General features: G+C 72.1%; 17 protein-coding genes. 11 read left to right on the forward strand and 6 right to left on the reverse strand.

Translation table 11 applies throughout. From position 1 onward, the window contains the following. Window positions 1–126: 126 nt before the first annotated feature. Both IU476_RS04075 and IU476_RS04080 read left to right on the forward strand, forming a co-directional pair. Window positions 127–879: a GTP cyclohydrolase II gene (locus tag IU476_RS04075; protein WP_228822989.1), complete on the forward strand. Its 753-nt coding sequence runs from the start codon at window positions 127–129 to the stop codon at window positions 877–879. A 221-nt stretch (window positions 880–1,100) separates the two neighbouring features. Next, the gene (locus IU476_RS04080; protein WP_195096585.1) at window positions 1,101–2,933 is read left to right on the forward strand and encodes an AMP-dependent synthetase/ligase; all 1,833 of its coding nucleotides are present in this window, start codon (window positions 1,101–1,103) and stop codon (window positions 2,931–2,933) included. 81 nt (window positions 2,934–3,014) lie between these two features. Here the strand turns inward: IU476_RS04080 and IU476_RS04085 are convergent, their stop codons facing one another. Next, window positions 3,015–3,551 (reverse strand): YbhB/YbcL family Raf kinase inhibitor-like protein, encoded by a 537-nt coding sequence (locus tag IU476_RS04085; RefSeq protein ID WP_195096587.1) that lies wholly within the window; start codon window positions 3,549–3,551, stop codon window positions 3,015–3,017. A gap of 20 nt (window positions 3,552–3,571) precedes the next feature. After that, on the reverse strand, window positions 3,572–4,933 hold the full coding sequence (locus IU476_RS04090; protein ID WP_324193854.1) for a M20/M25/M40 family metallo-hydrolase: 1,362 nt from the start codon (window positions 4,931–4,933) through the stop codon (window positions 3,572–3,574). A gap of 206 nt (window positions 4,934–5,139) precedes the next feature. On the opposite strand from IU476_RS04090, the gene IU476_RS04095 reads away from it, so the two are divergent. From IU476_RS04095 to IU476_RS04125, 7 genes are all read left to right on the forward strand, one after another. Next, window positions 5,140–6,213, forward strand: a complete 1,074-nt coding sequence (locus IU476_RS04095) for an alpha/beta hydrolase (RefSeq protein ID WP_195096589.1) — start codon at window positions 5,140–5,142, stop codon at window positions 6,211–6,213. Between the two features lie 154 nt (window positions 6,214–6,367). Then, window positions 6,368–7,030 (forward strand): chemotaxis protein CheB, encoded by a 663-nt coding sequence (locus IU476_RS04100; protein ID WP_228822990.1) that lies wholly within the window; start codon window positions 6,368–6,370, stop codon window positions 7,028–7,030. After that, window positions 7,027–8,937 (forward strand): CheR family methyltransferase, encoded by a 1,911-nt coding sequence (locus IU476_RS04105; RefSeq protein ID WP_195096591.1) that lies wholly within the window; start codon window positions 7,027–7,029, stop codon window positions 8,935–8,937. Before IU476_RS04100 ends, IU476_RS04105 begins: the two co-directional genes overlap by 4 nt. Window positions 8,938–8,989: 52 nt before the next feature. Next, the gene (locus IU476_RS04110) at window positions 8,990–9,883 is read left to right on the forward strand and encodes a GAF and ANTAR domain-containing protein (RefSeq protein ID WP_195096593.1); all 894 of its coding nucleotides are present in this window, start codon (window positions 8,990–8,992) and stop codon (window positions 9,881–9,883) included. A 36-nt stretch (window positions 9,884–9,919) separates the two neighbouring features. Then, window positions 9,920–10,675 (forward strand): GAF and ANTAR domain-containing protein, encoded by a 756-nt coding sequence (locus tag IU476_RS35875; protein WP_228822991.1) that lies wholly within the window; start codon window positions 9,920–9,922, stop codon window positions 10,673–10,675. 447 nt (window positions 10,676–11,122) lie between these two features. Then, window positions 11,123–12,541, forward strand: a complete 1,419-nt coding sequence (locus tag IU476_RS04120; RefSeq protein ID WP_195096595.1) for an amidase — start codon at window positions 11,123–11,125, stop codon at window positions 12,539–12,541. A gap of 27 nt (window positions 12,542–12,568) precedes the next feature. Continuing rightward, entirely contained in the window at window positions 12,569–13,333 is a 765-nt protein-coding gene (locus tag IU476_RS04125; RefSeq protein ID WP_195096597.1) for a glutamine amidotransferase, read from the forward strand. On the opposite strand, the gene IU476_RS04130 is transcribed toward IU476_RS04125, so the two are convergent. Further along, entirely contained in the window at window positions 13,334–13,633 is a 300-nt protein-coding gene (locus tag IU476_RS04130; RefSeq protein ID WP_195096599.1) for a hypothetical protein, read from the reverse strand. It lies immediately after the preceding gene. A gap of 216 nt (window positions 13,634–13,849) precedes the next feature. Here IU476_RS04130 and IU476_RS04135 point away from each other — a divergent pair, with 216 nt between their 5' ends. After that, a complete protein-coding gene (locus IU476_RS04135) occupies window positions 13,850–14,854 on the forward strand; it encodes an Acg family FMN-binding oxidoreductase (RefSeq protein WP_195096601.1) in 1,005 nt (334 codons plus the stop codon). A 100-nt stretch (window positions 14,855–14,954) separates the two neighbouring features. After that, a complete protein-coding gene (locus IU476_RS04140; RefSeq protein WP_195096603.1) occupies window positions 14,955–15,602 on the forward strand; it encodes a response regulator in 648 nt (215 codons plus the stop codon). A gap of 5 nt (window positions 15,603–15,607) precedes the next feature. Here IU476_RS04140 and IU476_RS04145 read toward each other — a convergent pair whose 3' ends face one another. The 3 genes from IU476_RS04145 to IU476_RS04155 all read right to left on the reverse strand — a co-directional run bounded on the left by IU476_RS04145 (window position 15,608) and on the right by IU476_RS04155 (window position 19,358). Beyond that, on the reverse strand, window positions 15,608–16,573 hold the full coding sequence (locus IU476_RS04145; protein ID WP_195096605.1) for an Acg family FMN-binding oxidoreductase: 966 nt from the start codon (window positions 16,571–16,573) through the stop codon (window positions 15,608–15,610). 187 nt (window positions 16,574–16,760) lie between these two features. Continuing rightward, window positions 16,761–18,128 carry an NtaA/DmoA family FMN-dependent monooxygenase gene (locus tag IU476_RS04150; RefSeq protein ID WP_195096607.1) on the reverse strand — a complete coding sequence of 456 codons (1,368 nt, stop codon included), beginning with the start codon at window positions 18,126–18,128 and terminating at the stop codon, window positions 16,761–16,763. 12 nt (window positions 18,129–18,140) lie between these two features. Further along, the gene (locus IU476_RS04155) at window positions 18,141–19,358 is read right to left on the reverse strand and encodes an LLM class flavin-dependent oxidoreductase (protein WP_195096609.1); all 1,218 of its coding nucleotides are present in this window, start codon (window positions 19,356–19,358) and stop codon (window positions 18,141–18,143) included. Between the last annotated feature and the right edge of the window lie 256 nt (window positions 19,359–19,614).

Raw genomic sequence — 19,614 nt, forward strand, 5'->3', positions numbered from 1 at the left:
GCGCGGGCGCGGCCGCGGAGGGGCTATCGTCTGCTGCCATCGCGCTCGACGCACACCGTCGCCGGCCCGCGCGCAGGCGCGCCGCCGGCCGCCCCAGGTACGACCTGCGATCCTTCGGAGGAGCATTTGACAGCCCAGCTGGATGAGACCGGATACGGCGCGGACGACGCCGGGCACCACCCGGACGACGCCGCACACCGACTGCGCCGCAAGGGCGGTGAGCTGACGGTGCGCGTGCGCGAACTCCGCGACCCGCGCGACGGCGGCACGATGCTGCTGTTCGGTGCGGTTGCCGACGGTTGCCTGGTGCGCATCCACTCCCGCTGCCTCTACGGCGACGCGCTAGGGAGCGACGACTGCGACTGCGGCCCCGAGCTCGAGATGGCGATGGACCTCATCCAGGCCGAGGGCGCGGGCGTGCTGGTCTACCTCGAGCAGGAGGGCCGCGGCTCGGGCCTGATCGCCAAGGCGCGCGGGCTGGGCTACAGCGAACGCCACGGCGTGGACACCTTCACCAGCTACCGCGATCTCGACTATCCCGCCGACCGCCGCTCCTACGCGCCGGTCGCCGCCGCCCTGCACGCGCTCGGACTGCGGTCGGTGCGGCTGCTGACCAACAACCCCGAGAAGATGAGCGCCGTGCGCGAGGCCGGCATCGCCGTGGACCCCGTGCAGCTGGTCACCACCCCGCGCAGCGAACGCGCCCGCGCCTACATGCAGTCCAAACGCGAGTTCCGCGGGCACTGGCTGCCGGAGCTGCACGCCGAATCCGCCGCGGCGCTGCCCTCGTGCCCGGTCGCCGACCCCGCGGCGCTGCGCCTGACCCCCGCCCCGCCGGCTCCGGCGCTCGCGGTGCCCGCGATCCCCGTCACCGGCTGAACCCCGCCGCCGCCGAGCGTGACGCACCCGCGTCACGCTCCACGGCCCGCCGGATACGGCACATTCCGGGCATCGCACCGATAGGATGGGTGAGCCGCGTCACTCGGTGACGCGACGCCAGCCCCGAGCGTCTCCCGATCTCCGCCACGTCGAGTGCGCGCCGTTGTCCCTGGCGGAGCGTCCCCGTGGCTCGGTCCGTACCGCGATCGGGAACAAGGGACATGACGACAGACATCGGTTACACCCATCAGTCCGGCGCCACGGTCACCACCGTGCCGGAGGCCTTCCAGCAGACCCTGACCCTGCGCCCGCACCAGGTGGCGTTGCGCACCGTCGGCGGCACCCAGCAGCTCACCTGGGCCGACTACGACCGCCGGGTGCGGGCCCTGGCCGCGGGCCTGGCGAAACTCGGTGTGCGCCACGGGGACACCGTCGGCCTCATGCTGACCAACCGGCCCGAGTTCAACCTCGTCGACACCGCCGCGCTGCACCTGGGCGCCGCACCGTTCTCGGTGTACAACACCAGCTCCCCCGAACAGCTCGCGCACGTGTTCGGCAACGCCGGCAACCGGGTCGTCGTCACCGAGCGCGCGTTCCTCGACGCCGTGCAGGGCTCGGGGGTGGACTTCGAGCACGTCGTGCTCGTCGACGGCGCCGCGAGCGGCACCCTGGCCCTGGTCGACGTGGAGGCCGACCCGGCCGAGGACTTCGACTTCGACGCCGCGTGGCGGGCCGTGCGCCCCGAGGACCTGGCCACCCTCATCTACACCTCCGGCACCACCGGCCCGTCCAAGGGCGTGGAGCTCACCCACGCCAACATCGTCGCCCAGATCGCCGGGCTCACCCAGAGCGGGCCGCTGACGGTCGGCATCGACGACCGCGCGGTGTCCTACCTGCCCGCCGCGCACGTCGCCGACCGCATCTCCGGGCACTGCGCGAACCTGTTCACCGGCGTCGCCATCACGTGCGTGCCCGACCCGCGCGAGATCGCCGCCGCCCTGCCCGACGCCCGGCCCACCGCGTTCTTCGGCGTGCCGCGGGTGTGGCAGAAGATCAAGGCCGGCATCGACGCGAAACTGGCCACCGAGGCCAGCCCCGTGAAGAAGGCGCTCGCCGGCTGGGCGATCGGCGTGGGCGTCGACGCCGCGCGGGCCCGGCTCGGCGGCGGTACGGCGAGTCCCGTGCTGCGCGCCCAGCACAAGCTCGCCGACGCGCTGGTGCTGTCGAAACTGCGTGCCGCGCTAGGCCTGGACGAATTGCAGGTCGCCGCGTCCGGCGCCGCGGCCATCCCGCCCGAAACCCTGGAATACCTGCTCGGGCTGGGCTTCACGGTCACCGAGGTGTGGGGCATGTCGGAAACCACCGGCGTGGGCACCTTCACCGAACTGGACTCCCCGCGCCCGGGCTCGGTGGGACGCGCCCTCGACGGGGTGGAGCTGCGCCTGGACGGCGACGGCGAACTGCTCGTGCGCGGCGCCATCGTCACCCGCGGCTACCGCGGCATGCCCGAGAAGACCGCCGAGGCCCTCGACGCCGACGGCTGGCTGCACACCGGCGACGTCGCCACCATCGACGGCGACGGCTACGTCACCATCGTGGACCGCAAGAAGGAACTGATCATCAGCGCGGCCGGGAAGAACCTCTCGCCCACCAACATCGAGAACGCGGTCAAGGCGGCGTCCTCACTGGTCGGGCAGGTGGTGGCGATCGGCGACGGCAAGCCCTACATCACCGCGCTGATCGTGCTCGACCCCGACACCGCCGCGGTGCGCGCCAAGGCCCTCGACACCCCCGACGCCGACGTCGCCGACCTGGCCGCCCGCCCCGAGATCATCGACGAGATCCGGGCCGCGGTGGTCTCGGGCAACACCCGCCTCTCGCGCGTCGAGCAGATCAAACGCTTCCGCGTCCTCGCCCAGGCCTGGGAACCCGGCGGCGAGGAGATCACCCCCACCCTCAAACTCAAGCGCGGCCCGATCGCCACCAAATACGCCGCCGAGATCGCCGAACTCTACGGCGACCCGGTCCCCGACGGCGTCGTCGACCTGCGCTAGCATCCCGCGCACACTTGCATCGCGTGCAAAAACGGTGCGGCCCGGGCACATTCGAGCCCGGGCCGCACCGTCGACGTGTGGTCAGTTCACCTCGTAGGTGGCTACGATCTGCGCGCGGCCGATCGCGTGGGAGAACAGGTTGAACCCGAGGAACGCCGGGCTCGCGCTCGCGTCGATGCCCAGCGACTCCACGTCCACCGCGTGCACGGTGATGAAGTAGCGGTGATAGCCGTGCCCGGCCGGCGGCGCGGCCCCGACGAACCCGGCGAACCCGCCGTCGTTGCGCAACGCCACCGCCCCCGCGGGCAGCGTGCCGCCCGCACTGCCCGCGCCGCGCTCCAGCGAGGTCGTCGAGGCCGGGATGTCGGCAACCGCCCAGTGCCAGAACCCCGACGCCGTCGGCGCGTCCGGATCGAACACCGTGACCGCGAAACTCTTCGTCTCCGCCGGGAACCCCGACCACGACAGCTGCGGCGACACATCCTTGCCGCCGGCCCCGAACACGCCGCTGACCTGGTCGTTGCCGAACGGCTGTCCGTCGGTGACATCCTCGGAGGTCACGGTGAACGCCGGTAGCTGCGGCAGCGCGGCGTAGGGATTGTAGGAGTAGTCGGGCACGAGACCGTCCTTTCGAATCGTCAGCTGTGCAGGAGGAAATGCTCCAGGACCCGGGTGCCGAATTCCAGCGCGTCGACCGGGACCCGCTCGTCCACGCCGTGGAACAGCGCCGAGAAGTCCAGCTCCGGCGGCAGCCGCAGCGGCGCGAAACCGAAACAGCGAATCCCCAAGCGGGCGAACGCCTTCGCATCGGTGCCGCCGGAGAGCATATAGGGCACGGTACGCCCGTTCGGGTCGTGCGCGAGGATGGCGTCGTTCATGGCGTCGACCAGGTGCCCGTCGAACGTGGTCTGGTAGGAGTCGAGTTTGGTGATCCACTCCCGCTCCACGTCCGGGCCGATCAGCTCGTCGACCTCGCGTTCGAACGCCGCCTGCCGTCCCGGCACCACCCGGCAGTCCACCACCGCCTCGGCGGTCTGCGGGATCACGTTGGCCTTGTACCCGGCCTGCAGCATGGTCGGATTGGCGGTGTCGCGCAGCGTCGCGCCGATGATGCGGGAGATGGTGCCCAACTTGGCCAGCTGGCCCTCGATGTCGGGGCTGCCCGGATCGAACTCGATGCCGGTCTCCTCGCTCACCGCCGCCAAAAACTCCGCCACCGAATCGGAGAGCACCAGCGGGAAGGTGTGGGTGCCCAGCCGCGCCACCGCCTGGGCCAGGATGGTCACCGCGTTGTCCTCGTGCAGGAACGAGCCGTGCCCGGCGCGGGCCTTGGCCCGCAACCGCATCCAGCCCAGCCCCTTCTCCGCGGTCTCCACCAGATACAGCCGCCGCTCGGTGCCGTCGCGGCGCGGCACGGTCAGCGAGAAGCCGCCGACCTCCCCGACCGCCTCGCTCACCCCGTCGAACAGATCGGGGCGATGGTCGGCCAGCCACTGCGAACCCCAGCGGCCGCCGTTCTCCTCGTCGGCCAGGAACGCGAACACCAGATCGCGCGGCGGCACCGTGCCCTCGATCTTGAACTGACGGGCCACCGCCAGCATCATGCCGACCATGTCCTTCATGTCGATCGCGCCGCGCCCCCACACGTAGCCGTCGCGCACCGCGCCGGAGAACGGATGCACGCTCCAGTCCGCGGCCTGCGCCGGCACCACGTCCAGGTGCCCGTGCAGCATCAGCGCGCCGCGACCGGAATCGGCGCCGGGCAGCCGGGCGAACACGTTGCCGCGGCCGGGGGCGCCCGATTCCACGTACTCGGTGGTGTAGCCGGCCTGCTGCAGCTGCTCGGCCACCCACTCGGCGCATTCGCGTTCGCCCTTGGTGGTCTCCAGTTCGCCGGTGTTGGAGGTATCGAATCGGATCAGCGTGCTGACCAGATCCACCACCTCCGACACGGCGCGGGACACGGGTTCGGCTCGGCTCTCGTCACCAGCTGCAGACACGCCCCCCTTCCTACCATCGCCCGCCCCGCGCCCCACGCGTTGGCCGCAGCGTGCGCCCAATCCCCCGCGACATCCCGTGTTGTGGCGCGTCCCAGCGCCGCGACCGGATCCGCGCCCGCGCATCCCAAATATGGCCCGCGCGTCTTGCCCGCCCCCGCGCCCCCGACCTAGCGTCGCCACCACGACCAGACCGGCTGGGAGGCGGCATGAATGTCGGTGCGGCACACCGCGGTCGGCGCCGCGCGGCCGCGCTGCTGCTGGCCGCCGCGCTCGCGGGCGCGACCGGCCCCGCGGCCGCCGACCCGCCCGACCTCGCCCCCGCCGCCCGCGCGTGGGCCGCGGCCCGGCCCGCGCCCGACGGCTCCCACCTGGTCGCCGCCGACCCGGGACCCGGGCGCGTCCTGGATCTGACCGTGCACTCCGCGGCGATGGAACGCGCCCTCGACGTCGCCGTGCAGCCCGCGGCCGACCCCACCCGGCCCGCGCCCACGCTGTATCTGCTCAACGGCTTCGACGGCGGCACCACCACCGGCGACTGGCGCAGCGGCGGCAACTGGTTCAACCGGACCGACATCCTGGAGTTCTTCGCCGACAAACAGGTCACCGTCGTCATGCCCACCGGCGGCGCGGGCAGCTTCTTCACCGACTGGCGCGCCGACGACCCCGTGCACGGCCGCCAGCGCTGGGCCACCTACCTCACCCGCGAGCTGCCCGCCGTCGTCGACTCGGCCTTCCGCGGCACCGGCGCCGCCGCCGTCGCGGGACCGTCGATGGCGAGCATCTCGGTGCTGCAACTGGGCATCTCCGCGCCCGGGGTGTTCCGCGCGATCGGCTCCTACAGCGGCTGCGCGCGCACCAGCGACCCGCTGGGCCAGGTCATGGTCGACACCATCGTGACCGGCACCCAGGGCAACACCCTCAACATGTGGGGCCCGCCCACCGATCCGGCGTGGGCCGCGCACGACCCCTACCTGCACGCCGAGCAGCTGCGCGGCACCGCCCTCTACATCGCCTCGGGCAACGGCGCGCCCGGCCCCCTCGACACCCTCGACGGCCCCGGCATCCACGCCGACCGCGCCAAACTGATCGACCAGCTCGTCGTCGGCGGCCTGCTCGACGCCATCGCCGGCCGCTGCACCGAACAGCTCCGGGATCGCTTGCGGGAGTTGAACATTCCCGCCACCGTCGAGCTGCGACCGCACGGCACCCACTCCTGGGGCTACTGGCAGCAGGATCTGCACAACTCCTGGCCGCTGTTCGCCGCGGCACTCGCCGGCTGAGGCGCCCGCACGGCGTGCACGACCGCCGCGCCGCCGAAAAAGACTGTCCGCCACACTATTCCACGCCCACGATCGCGGCCCGGGCGCGCGCCGCGCCGCGCCCGGCCCTGCCCGTCGGGCAAACATACTCGCGCTAGGCTGATTCCGTGCCCGGATGCCCTCCTCCCCACCGCCGTGCCGCACGCGGCGGCCGCCCGACATGACCGGCGCGGCGAACGCCCCCGTCGGCCCGCCGGCGGCCGGTGACTACGGCATCGTGGCGATCGCCTCCTCCGCCGGCGGCATCACCGCGCTCACCCGCGTGCTGGGCGGGCTACCGGCGCATTTCCCGGTGCCCGTGCTGGTCGTGCAGCACCTCGACCCGCGCCACGACACCATCATCGCCGGTGTCCTGGGCCGGCGGGCCGAGCTCGAGGTCCGGCTGGCCGTCGACGGCGAACAGGCCGCACCCGGCACCATCTACGTCGCTCCCCCCAACTACCATCTGCTGGTCGGAGCGCACGGCAGGCTCGCGCTGTCCAGCAGCGAGCTCGTGCACTTCGTCCGCCCGTCGGCGGATCTGCTGTTCGAATCGGTGGCCGGCGCCTACGGGGCGAGCGCGATCGCGTGCGTGCTCACCGGCTCGGGCAGCGACGGCGCCATGGGCGTGGCCGCGGTGAAATCGCGCGGCGGCACCGTGATCGTGCAGGATCCCGAGGAAGCGGAGTTCCGCGGCATGCCCGAGGCGGCGATCCGCGGGTGCGCGGTCGACCTGGTGCTGCCGGTGGAGGAGATCGCCGGGGTCGTGTGCGGCCTGGTCGAGCGGAAGGGATCATGAGCGACAACGACGAGCGGATCGACGCCGACACCGGCGAGATCGACGCCACCGTGGACACGGGCCTCGAGGAACTGCTGATCTTCATCCGCGACTCGCGCGGCTTCGACTTCACCGGCTACAAGCGCTCCTCGCTGGCTCGCCGCATCCGCAAGCGGATGCAGGAGGTGCGCATCGAGGACTACGACGACTACCGCGACCACCTCGAGAGCAACGCCGACGAGTTCCGCTACCTGTTCAACACCATCCTCATCAACGTCACCAGCTTCTTCCGCGACGTCGACGCGTGGCAGTACATGCAGCGTGAGATCCTGCCCGAACTGCTGGCCAGCGTGGAACCGAACGAGGAGATCCGGATCTGGAGCGCCGGCTGCTCGAGCGGCGAGGAGGCCTATTCGCTGGCGATCGCGTTCGCCGAGGTGCTGGGCCTGGAAGAGGCCGTCAAGCGGGTGAAGATCTACGGCACCGACGTCGACGAGGAGGCCCTGCGCGACGCGCGCAGCGGCATGTACAGCGCCAAGACCCTCGAACCGCTGTCCAACGAGCTGCGCGACCGCTACTTCGAGCCCAACGGCGACAAGTTCGTGTTCCGCTCCGATCTGCGCCGCCGGGTCATCTTCGGCCGCCACGACATCACCCGCGACGCCCCCATCTCCCGGCTGGACCTGCTGATCTGCCGCAACACGCTGATGTATTTCAACGTCGAGGCCCAGACCCAGATCCTCGACCGATTCCACTTCGCGCTGCGCGAGGGCGGCTTCCTGTTCCTGGGCAAGGCGGAGATGCTGCTGTCCGACGGCGACCGCTTCGAGGTCGCCAACATGCGTCAGCGGATCTTCCGCCGGCGCGCCGGGGAAACCGGCACCATGCCCGCCCCCGCTCCGCCCCGCCTCGACATCGGCCTCGGCCAGGAGGTGCAGGGTTTCGTGAAACGACGCCAAGTCACCGAACTCGCGCTCGAGACCGCCCCGTTCGCGACGGTCGGCATCGACACCGAGGGCAAGGTCACCGTCGCCAACGCCCAGATGCGCAACCAGTTCGGACTCACCCCGCACGACATCGGGCGGCCGCTGAGCGAACTCGAAATCTCCTACCGCCCGGTCGAATTGCGGTCTTTGATCGACCAGGCCGTCGCCGAGCGCCGCGTCATCCGGGTCAACGCCGTGGAACGCCGCATCGGTCCCGACGACACCCAGTTCTACGACGTGCACGTGCAACCGCTGTGGAGCGGCGACGGGCCGTATACCGGTGTTGTCGTGAATTTCGTCGACACCACCGTCGCCACCCGCCTGTCGCTCGAGGTGAAGGTCAAGCGCGAGGAGCTCGAGACCGCCTACGAGGAATTGCAGTCCACCAACGAGGAACTGGAAACCACCAACGAGGAATTGCAGTCCAGTATCGAGGAGCTGGAAACCACCAACGAGGAATTGCAGTCCACCAACGAGGAACTCGAAACCACCAACGAAGAACTGCAATCGGGCAACGAGGAACTCGAGACGATGAACGAGGAGCTGCGCATCCGCAGTTCCGAACTCGACGAGACCCGCTCGTTCCTCGAAGGCATCCTGTCCAGCGTCGCGGCCGGTGTGGTGGTGCTCGACGGCGAGCTGCGGGTGCGCAGCTGGAATCGCGGCGCCGAGGAATTGTGGGGCCTGCGCGCCGACGAGGTGTACCAGCAATTTTTCACCGCGCTCGATTTCGGATTGCCGACCGAGCAATTGCACGATGCGATTCAGGAATGCCTGCGCACCGGCCGGCGCTGCGGGCCGGTGCACATTCCCGCCGTCAACCGGATCGGCCGCTCCATCGTCTGCGCGGTGACCTGCACGCCGATGGACAGCGTGCGCGACGGCGTAGTGCTGCTGATGGAGGAGTCGCCCCCGGCAAAGCCTGCGGCACAACACAATTAGCAGACCGTGGTGTGCCGTCGCGGCGGGTCACCGAACGCGCTAGGCTGAGCCGATGTCGGCTTCCGCGCATGCCCACGACAACGCGGACAACGAGTGGCGCAATTACGTCCACGAAATGGAATGCGCCGCCCGCGCCGCCGCGGTCGCGGCACGCTACGAACAACAGGCCGCTCAACCGCCGCGGTCCATGCAGCCGTTCCGGGAGCGGATGGCCGCGCTGCACCACCAGATCGAACGCCGCCACCGCGCCTGCGCCCGCCTGTACTGGCGTTACGCGCTGCACGTGCAGCGCTGGTCGGCCAGCGGCGCCGCGTCGGCCCGCCCGCCGTTCATGTCCGCCGTCGCCGACGACCTGGGCCTGGGCAGCACCGCGCTGACCCTGTTCGACGAACAGCGCCAGGAACTGCTCACCGCGGCCTCCGACGACCGCTCGCGCGCCGCCCACGACCTCGAGGCCGTCGTCGGGCGCGGCCCCTCCCGCGACGTCCTCGACGGCCTGGCGTACGTCGTCGTCGACGAACCGGGCCTGGCCGCGCGCTGGCCCGAATACGGCACGGCCGCACACGATCTCGGCATCCGGTCGGTGGTGGCCGTACCCCTGGTCGCCGGACCGGGCCGGCTCGGCGCGCTGTGCGTGTACTCCGACCGGGCGCGCCCGCCCGCCGATGCCGTGGCGGCCGCCGGGCGCATCGCCGACGTCCTGGCCAACGAGGTGCTGCTCGGCGCCGACGCCCCCCGCGGAGACGAGACGACCCCCGGCGGGGTGCTGTTCGACGAGGCGGACTACCTCACGACCGTCAACCAGGCCGTCGGTATGGTCGCCGCGCAGAACGCGTGCACCGTCGACACCGCCCTGGTGCTGATGCGGGCCCGGGCCTTCGCCGACGGCGCCTCGCTGCCCGAACTCGCGCACCGTATCGTAGAGGAGGGATACCGGTTGTGCTGACACCGATTCCGCCCGTCGAGGCCCGGGAGGCACTCGATGACCGATGAACTCGCCGTGGGGATGGCACAACTGACCACCCTGCTGCTCGCCGACGACACCATTCTCGACCGCCCGCGCGACATCGCCGACATCGTCGCCGAGATGCTGCCGGGCCGGCCGATGGTCGGGGTGACCCTGTCCGCGGACACCACCGTGGCCGGAGCCTCGCAGCGGCTGCGCGACCTGCTCGCCGACGAGGCGAGCCACGCCGACGAACCCGGGCCCTACCGGGCCGCGACCGAGACGGGCCGCGAGGTCTCGATCCCCGACCTCGCCGGGGAACGACGCTGGCGCGGCTACGTCACCCGGCTGCGCGCACAGGGCTTCGCCGCCCACGACGTGTGGCCGCTGAGCAGCGGCGAGGACGCGTTCGGCACCCTGAGCGTCTACGGGCGCGCGCCGGGCGGGGTGGACACCGACACCCGCCGCGAGGTCGCGATGATCGCCGACCACCTCGGCGTACTGCTGAAACTGTCGATCGACGCCACCCGCCAGAACGCGCTCACCGAACAGCTGCGCGCGGCCCTGGGCTCGCGGTCGGTGATCGACCAGGCGGTCGGCATCCTGATGGGTCAGCGGCACTGCGACCGCGACGCCGCCTTCGAGATTTTGCGCGGAGTCTCCAACCGCCGCAACGTCAAACTCGCCGCGATCGCCGCCGAACTGGTGCTGTCCTTCGGCGGGAACACTTCCGTCACACCGCATTTCGCCGAGCCGACAGAGCCACGGAGGCGCCCCGGCCGCCCACGGTGATTCCCCCGCCCCGGGCGTTCGGTGAGCGCGGCGATGCGACGTAGTCGGATGCGGGCACAGGCCGTCTCGGCCACCTCGCGCGCGATCAGGGCCCGCTGGCGCGCTTCCTCGGCGCGCCGGCGGGCGTTTTTCGCCCGCTCCACCAGAGCGGCCAGCTGCGCCGGATCTACCCGCGCCAGCCGCGTCGGGCCGGAATTCGGGGGCGCTGCGGAATCGGTGCGAATGTCCATGGCGTGGATCCCGTTCCTGTCCGCGTGGGCCCGGAGGCGGTCGTGTGCCCAGTAAACGAGGGCGGCGGCACCGGCGGCAGAGTGGAAAGTCCTTGCCGCCGGTGACTTTCTGCCTTGGCGCGGACGCACCGGGCCCGACCGGTACCCGGGTGTACCAGAACCGGTTCCGGGCATAAAGTCGACGGGCACGCGTCTCACCCCGGAGGGCAATGCAGCCATGACCGACACCATCCACACCTTCACCGACGATGCCCTCGGCAACCACGACGCCGTCGGCCTGGCCGCGGAACTGCGCGCCGGGCGCCTGGACCGCCGCGAGGTGCTCGACGCCGCCGTCGAGCGCGTGCGCCGCGCCGACGCGCACCTGCACGCCGTGCAAGCCGAATGCTTCGACCGCGCCCGCCGCACCCCGGTCGCCGACGGCCCGTTCGCCGGGGTCCCCGCCTTCGTCAAGGACAACACCGACGCCGCCGGCCTGCCCACCTGCCACGGCTCCGCCGCCTTCCGCCCGCAACCCGCCCGCCGCAGCAGCGGCCCGGCCCGGCAATTCCTCGGCCAGGGCTTCGCGCTGCTCGGCAAGTCCACCCTGCCCGAATTCGGGCTCACCGCCAGCACCGAATACGTCGACCGGCCCGCCACCCGCAACCCGTGGAACCTCGCCCACTCCGCGGGCGCCTCCTCCGGCGGCTCGGCCGCCCTGGTCGCCTCCGGCGCGGTGCCGATCGCCCACGCCAACGACGGCGGCGGCTCGATCCGCATCCCCGCCGCCGTCAACGGACTGGTCGGGCTCAAACCCACCCGGGCCCGGCTGCTCGACCAGCCCGGCGCCCGGCAGCTGCCGGTCAACCTCGTCACCGAGGGCGTGCTCACCCGCACCGTCCGCGACACCGCCCACTACCTGGCCGCCGCCGAACGCTTCCGCCCCGCCCCGCACCTGCCGCCCATCGGACTCGTCGAGGGCCCCAGCGAACGCCGCCTGCGCATCGGCGTCATCCGCCACGACATCCTCGGCCGCGGCGTGCACCCCGAGACCGAGGCCGTGCTCGACTCCGCGCTGCGCACCCTGGCCGCGGCCGGCCACGAGATCACCGAGACCCGCCTCGCGGTCGACCCGGACTTCGTCGAGGACTTCAAGACCTACTGGGCGCTGTTCGCGGTGCTGCTGTCCGCCTCGTCGACCCTGCTGCACCCCACCACGTTCCGTCCCTGGAAACTCGACCCGTTCACCCGCGGCCTGGCCGGCAAGGTGCTGCGCGACCCCGCCGCGGTCCCGGCCGCGATCCGGCGGCTGCGCGGCGGCACCGCCCTCTACGACGCGCACTTCGCCGAGTTCGACGCGCTGCTCACCCCCGTGCTCTCGCATCCCGCGCCGCGCATCGGCGAGCACTCACCCGCCCAGCCCTTCGAGGAACTGTTCGCCAAACTCATCGACTACGTCGGCTTCACCCCGTTCAACAATGTCGGCGGCGGGCCCGCGATCGCCGTGCCGCACGGGCTGACCGGCGCGAACCTGCCCGGCTCGGTGCAGCTGTGCGCCCCGCGCGGCCACGAACGCGACTTGCTCGACCTCGCCTACCAGCTCGAGGCCGCCAGCCCCTTCCCGAAGATCGCCACCGGCGTGGAAACCACCGCCTGAACGCGCCGCGGCCCGATAATCGACACCATGCCCCCACCGTGCCTGCTGCTGCAGCTGCGGCCCGAACACTCGGCCGCCGACGACGAATTCCGGGCCGTCGAACGCATGTCGGGACTGGGCGAGGGCCGCCTGGTCCGCATCCACATGGACCGCGACTTGCCCGATCTCGACCTCGACGACTACTGCGCGGTCATCGTCGGCGGCGGCCCCAGCAACGTCAGCGACCCCGACGACGCGAAATACGACTACCAGCGCCGCTTCGAACCGGTCCTGAAGAAACTGGTCGCCGAGATCGTCCGCCGCGACCACCCCTACCTGGGCGCCTGCTACGGGCTCGGCATTCTCGCCGACGTCCTCGGCGGCGCGGTGAACCGCGACCGTTACGCCGAGACCCCCGGCGCGCAGACCATCGAACTCACCGACGCCGCCCGGCACGACCCGCTGCTGCGTGGGCTGCCCCGCTCGTTCCGGGCCTTCGTGGGACACAAGGAATCCTGCCAGGACGTCCCGCCCGGCGCGGTGCTGCTGGCCGGGTCCGCCGACTGCCCGGTGCAGATGATTCGCACCGGAAACCACGTCTACGCCACCCAGTTCCATCCCGAACTGGACGGCGACGGCCTCGCCCTGCGCATCGAAACATACCGGCATGCGGGATATTTCGACCCGGACGAGGCCGATGACCTGATCGCCCTGGGCCACCGCGAGTCGATCACGGCACCGGGCGAGATCTTGCGCCGCTTCGCCGTCCGCTACTGCGGCGGCGAACGCCCGGACCGGCCGGGCGCGGCCTGACTATTCGGCGCCCGGGGCCTGGCCCTGGGTGCCCAGCACGAAGCTGCTCTGGCCGTTGCCGTCCACGCCGGCATCGAGGATCTTGTCGTCCAGGAAGGCCGCGGCCTGCTGGTCGAGGAAGATCCGCGAGCCCTCCGCGGTCATCACCTGGTCGTCGGCGGCGGGCTCGGCGGCCAGCGCCAGCTGCAGCGTCTCGGCGCCGTCGTCGGTGAAGATGCGCAGACCGGCGTCCTGCGGGGTGCCCTCCGCGGAGGTGATCGTGCGGACCACGTCGATGGCGGTGGGGGTGAGCATCAGCATTGTCGGGTTTCCTTCCCGCTGTGGTGGGAGTTCTCGGTCGGCAGTGCGTTCTCCACCGAGTAGCCAACGAGCCGTGCGCAAAACAAAATCGTCGCGGTCCATCGCACAACCCCCGGTCGAGGCGATAACCCGCGGCGTCGGGAAAGTGACCATCGGCCCGCCCCGGCGAGCCCGAAGACCGTTCCCGCGCCTCGCGCCCGCGACCACACTCGGGGCATGACCGACGGCGAACCCCTCACCGTGACCCAGCTCCCCGACCACCGGACCGTCGCGGCGGTCCTCGAGGTGGCCGGTCGCGCGCCCTCGGTCCACAACACCCAGCCCTGGCGCTGGGTGCTCGACGGGTCCCGGCTACACCTGCGCACCGACCCCGACCGGCAGCTGCCCGCCGCCGACCCGCACGGGCGCGAGCAGATCATCAGCTGCGGCGCGGTCCTGCACCACGCCCGCACCGGCTTCGCCGCCCGCGGCTGGCACACCGACACCCACCGCCTGCCCGACCGCGCGGACCCCGGCCACCTCGCCGTCCTGGAATTCCGGCCCTGGCCCGACCCGCCCGCCGGCATCGCCGTGCGCGCCGCGGCCATGCGCCGCCGCCACACCGACCGCCTGCCGCTGCTGCCCCCGGTCGACTGGCCCGCGCTCGCGCCCGCGCTGCGCCGCCTGGTGACCCCGCACGACCTCACCTTCGACGCCCTCGGCGACGACGCCCGACCGCAGCTGGCCCGCGCCTCGGCCCACGCGGCCGCCGCCCGCCGCTACGACATGCTGTATCAGCAGGAATTGCGGTGGTGGGCAGGACATTCCGAGCCCGCGGAGGGAATTCCGCCGCACGCGCTGCCCTCGGCCGCCGAAGCCGCCCGCGTCGGCGTCGCCCGCGCCTTCCCGGCCGCACCGCACTCCGCGCGCCGCGCCGAGGTGGCCGACTGCGCTCAGCTCGCGGTGCTCGCCTCGACCGCCGACAGCCCCCTGATCTGGCTGCACACCGGTGAGGCGCTCTCGGCGGTGCTGCTCGAATGCACGGCCGCGGGCCTGGCGACCTGCGCGCTCACCCACATCACCGAACTGCCCGCCGCCCGCCGCACGATCGCCGCGCTGCTGCCCCGCGCGAGCGTGCCGCAGGTGGTGCTGCGCATCGGCACCGCGCCCGGCGGGGAGCCGCCGCGGCCGCCGACACCGCGCCGCCCGCTCGCCGACACCTTCGAGATCCGCCGCGCCTGAACCGCTCCCGACGCGGCCGCGGTCTACCGCCGCCGCGGCCGGGCGCGCACACTGGAGCCGGCGCGTTCGCCGTCCCCCAGCGAGGAAGTGACAACGCATCATGATCAAGGTGTTCCTGGTCGACGACCACGAGATCGTCCGGCGCGGCCTGATCGACCTGCTGTCGGAGGATCCGGAGCTGACCGTCGTGGGCGAGGCCGGCGATGTCGCGCACGCCCTGGCCCGCATTCCCGCACTACAGCCCGACGTCGCCGTGCTCGACGTCCGTCTGCCCGACGGCAACGGCATCGAACTGTGCCGCGACCTGCTCTCCCGACTCGACGACCTGCGCTGCCTCATCCTGACCTCGTTCACCGACGAACAAGCGATGCTCGACGCCATCCTCGCCGGGGCCAGCGGCTACGTCGTCAAGGACATCAAAGGAATGGACCTCGCCGCCGCCGTGAAAGCGGTCGGTTCGGGCCGTTCACTGCTCGACAACCGGGCCGCGGCGGCCCTGATGGAGCGGCTGCGGCGCAGCACCGAACCCGACGGCCCCCTCGCCGCCCTCACCGACCAGGAACGCAAACTCCTCGACCTGCTCGGCGAAGGACTCACCAACCGCCAAATCGCCGAACGCATGTTCCTCGCCGAGAAAACCGTCAAGAACTACGTCTCCCGCCTGCTCGCCAAACTCGGCATGGAACGCCGCACCCAAGCCGCGGTCTACGCGTCCAAACTGCGCGCCGGGCAGTCACCGGCGCGCTGACCCGTTCACACCACCACCTGATCCAGCGGCCGCCGCGCGGTCGCCGGCACCGGTCCCGAACCCGGTGCCGCCCAGCCGATCCGGACGATCAACTGCGGGAAAGCGCTGCCGCCCAGCAGTTCCGCGCGAATCGCCGACCGGGTGCCCGCCACCTCCAGCGGTTCGGTCAGCGGGCAGGTCGCCAGGCCGAACACCGTCGCGGTGAGCAGCACCGCCCCCGCCGCCTCGCCCGCCGTCAGCTGCGCGAGCCGGTCGTCGGCCGCGGTGCTCAGCAGCAGCATCCGGTCGGCGGCCCGCGGATCGCGCACCACCGCCGCGGGCAGCCCCGGATTGGAGAACGGCCGCACCGTCGGCTCGGTCGCCAGCACCGCGCTGCCCGCCGCGACACCCTCGGCGCTGCCGTGGCGGCCACTCCACTGCGCCAGCTCGGCGCCGTAGGAGAAATCGCGGGCGTGCGCCCACGCCGCCTGCTCGAACGCACACAGCAGCCGCACCCGCGCCGGCCCCTCCCCGATATCGCGCACCGGCACCCCGTGCGCGGCGCCCGCCGCGACCACGGCCGACACGTACTCCGCGGGCACCGGCCAGCAGGTGTACTGCCGACGATCGGTGCGCCGGCGCGGAATCGCGCGCGCCAGCCGCATCGCCGCCGCCGCCGGGGTCGCCGCGTGGAACTCCACCGCCGCCAGATGGTCGGGATCGCGCGGATCCGGCAGCCGCCGCACCACCGTGCGCCAGCCGAACGCGTGCGCGGCCACCCGCAGATGATGCAGCGCCGCACCGCAACTGAGGATCATGTCGCGGCCGTCGGGATCGGTGTGCGGCAGCCGGCGCGCGGCATCGGCGAACAGCTGCACCGTGTCCCGCCCCACCTCCCAGCGCCACGGCTGGGTGTTGTGCACCGACGGCGCGCGCACCGCCAGCGCCAGCGCCGCGCGCACCGTATCGCGATCGGGATGCTGCCTGCCCATCGTCTCTCCCTCGAAACCGGCCACCTTCATGACCTTTCGACTCCGTTGCCGATTTCAGCATCGCGCGCCGGGCGCCCCGGAGAAGATGGCCGAAGGTCACTTGCCGCCGGGCCGTCGGTCGGCGCGCGCCGCCGCGGCAGGGCCGATCGGCACCGGACGCGCGGACCAACGGCCGGACCTCGGGCGGTCAGACGTCGGTCGCGACAGCGGCTCCCGACCGCACACCGGGCAGACCGAGGTTGTCGCGCAACGTGTTTCCGGTGTAGTCCGCGCGCAGCGCGCCGCGCTCCTGCAGCAGCGGCACCACCCGGTCCACGAATTCGTCGAGCCCCCACGGCACCAGATGGGAACCGAGAATGAACCCGTCGGAGCCGTCCTGCTGGACGAACGCATCGATCTGCGCGGCCACCTGCGCGGGCGTCCCCACCAGCGGGCCGCGCTCGAACTGGTCGATCACCACCTCGCGCAGCGACAGCCGCTTCGCGGCCGCGACCTCCCGCAGCCGCGCCGCCGTGGCGAAGCGGTCCTGGTGCACGAAGGCGCGGCCCTGGATGATCGGCGGCGCGTCGGGATCGGGATCGATGTCGGGCACCGGGCCGTCCGGGTCGTAGCCGGACAGGTCGCGGTTCCAGATCTGCTCGAGCAGGATCAGCGCGGTCTGCCCGGTCACCTGCTCGCGGCTGATCTCCCGGGACTTCTCCACCGCCTCGGCTTCGGTGTCGCCGAGTACGAAACTGGCCGACGGCAGGATCTTGATGTCGCCGGGCGCCCGCCCCGCCGCCACCGCGCGAGATTTGATGTCGCGGTAGAACTTCACGGCCTCGGGCAGCTTCCCGTACGGGGAGAAGATCGCGTCGGCGTTGGCGGCGGCGAAATCACGCCCCTGCGGCGACACACCCGCCTGCAAAATCACCGGCCGGCCCTGCGGGCTGCGCGGCACGGTGAACCGGCCGGAGATGTCGAACTGGCTGCCGCGCACCGCGAACGCGCCCGCGTCCGCGCGCGCCAGGAACCGGCCCGACTCCCGATCCGCGACGAGGTCGCCGTCCGCCCACGAATCCCACAGCGTCCGAACCGCGTTGAGCGTCTCCTCGGCCCGCACGTACCGGTCGGCCGGGTCCAGGAAGCCGCCGCGGCGGAAGTTCTGCCCGGTGAAGGCGTCGAAGGAGGTCACCACGTTCCAGGCGGCGCGCCCGCCGGAGAGGTGGTCCAGGCTCGCGAACCGCCGCGCCAGCTCGTAGGGTTCGTTGAAGGTGGCGTTGATCGTGCCCGCCAACCCCAGATGCTCGGTGACCGCGGCGAGCGAGGCCAGCACGGTGAAGGTGTCGGGCCGCCCGATGATGTCCTGATCGAAGATTTCCCCGGCGCGCTCGCGCAGGGCCAGGCCCTCGGCGAGGAAGAAGAAGTCGAACCGGCCGCGCTCGGCAGTGCGGGCGGTGTGCTCGAAGGTGCCGAAGTCGATCTGGCTGCCCGCCCGGGGATGCCACCACGCGGTGTGATGATTGACGCCGCCGAGGTAGGCGCCCAGGATGACCTGCTTACGGGAAGTGCTCATGGATGGCCTCGCTCAGGCGGTCGCGTAACGATTGGGGACGGTGGCGGGCAGGCCGAGCAGCGTGCGCAGCGAGCCGTCGGGATAGCCGGTGCGCAACACCCCGCGCCGCCGCAGCGCGGGCACCAGCCGGTCCGCGATCGCGCCGAGATCGTCGACCGCGACGCCGGGCCGCAGCCGGAACCCGTCCACGCCCTGCCCGTGCCAGTCGACCAGCAGCTCCGCGAGCGTCTCCGCGCTGCCCGCGAAAATCGCGGCGTCGGAAGCGAATTCGGTCCCGGCGCGCTCGTCGAGCCGCGCCAGCCGCCGCGGTCCGGTCTCGGTCGCGGTGTCGAGGAACACGACCAGGTCGGCATACACCCGCAGCGGTTCGCCCGCGCGCCCCACCCGCTCCGCGGCGGCGGCGACCTGGTCGAGAATCGGTCGCGGGCCCGCGGACCGGCCCGGGGTGACGAACACCAGATCGGCTGCGCGCGCGGCGAATTCGTAGATCAGCGGGGCGTGCGCGAGCGCGGTCACCACCGGCTGCCCCTGCGGCGGGCGCGGGGTGATCGACGGACCGCGCACGCTGAAGAAACGGCCCGCGAAGTCCACCCGGTGCAGTTTGCCGCGATCGATGAAGCGGCGCGTGGCGACGTCGCGGATCTCCGCGTCGTCCTCCCAGCTGTCCCACAGCCGCCGCACCACCTCCACCACGTCGGCCGCCTCGTCGAACAACTCGCGCACGGCCGCGGGGAATTCGCCCGTCGCGCGCGCGGCGGCGATCTCGGCCGCCGACAGGTCCTCGACGCGGCGGCGGCCGAAGTGACCGGCCTCGGCGGCGGTCGCCGACACCCGCGCCTGCCAGCCCGCCCGGCCGCGCGAGGTGTAGTCGAGCGTGGCCAGCGCGGTGGCGACGTGGAACGGTTCGGTGTGGGTGGTGGTCACGGTCGGGATCAGCCCGATACCGCGGGTCACCGGCGCGACCCGCGCGGCGATCAGATGCGCGTCGAGGCGGGCCCGCACCAGGCCCACGGCCGCCTCGTCCGCCGGGTCCCGCGGCCCCGGCACCGCCAGGCTGTCCTCGATGCTCACGAAATCCAGCAGCCCCCGCTGCGCGGTGGTGACCAGATCGGTCCAGTAGCCGGGCGTGAACAACTCGGCGGGCCGCGAATTCGGTTCCCGCCAGGCGGCCGGATGCCAGCCCGCCCCCTCGAGCGCGACCCCGAGATGCAGTGTGGTCGTCGGTGCCATCGTCTCCCGTTTCTGTGCAGGCGCGAACAGTCCTCCGCCACAACGCCGCCCCCGGCCGCACCGACGTTTCCGGAAACACTTGAGCCACCGCCCGCCCATCGATGTCGAGGGCACCCGGCTGGGGATACCGCGTGGTCACCGAGGCGGACAGCCGCGAAGTCCGCGCCCGGGACACCGCCTGTCAACGGTTCCGATCACCTCGAGCACGGGGAAATAGCCTGCGGGCGAACCAATTCCAGCAAGACAGCTCTCCGAA

The organism is Nocardia blacklockiae, from assembly GCF_015477355.1.
GTDB lineage: Bacteria > Actinomycetota > Actinomycetes > Mycobacteriales > Mycobacteriaceae > Nocardia > Nocardia blacklockiae.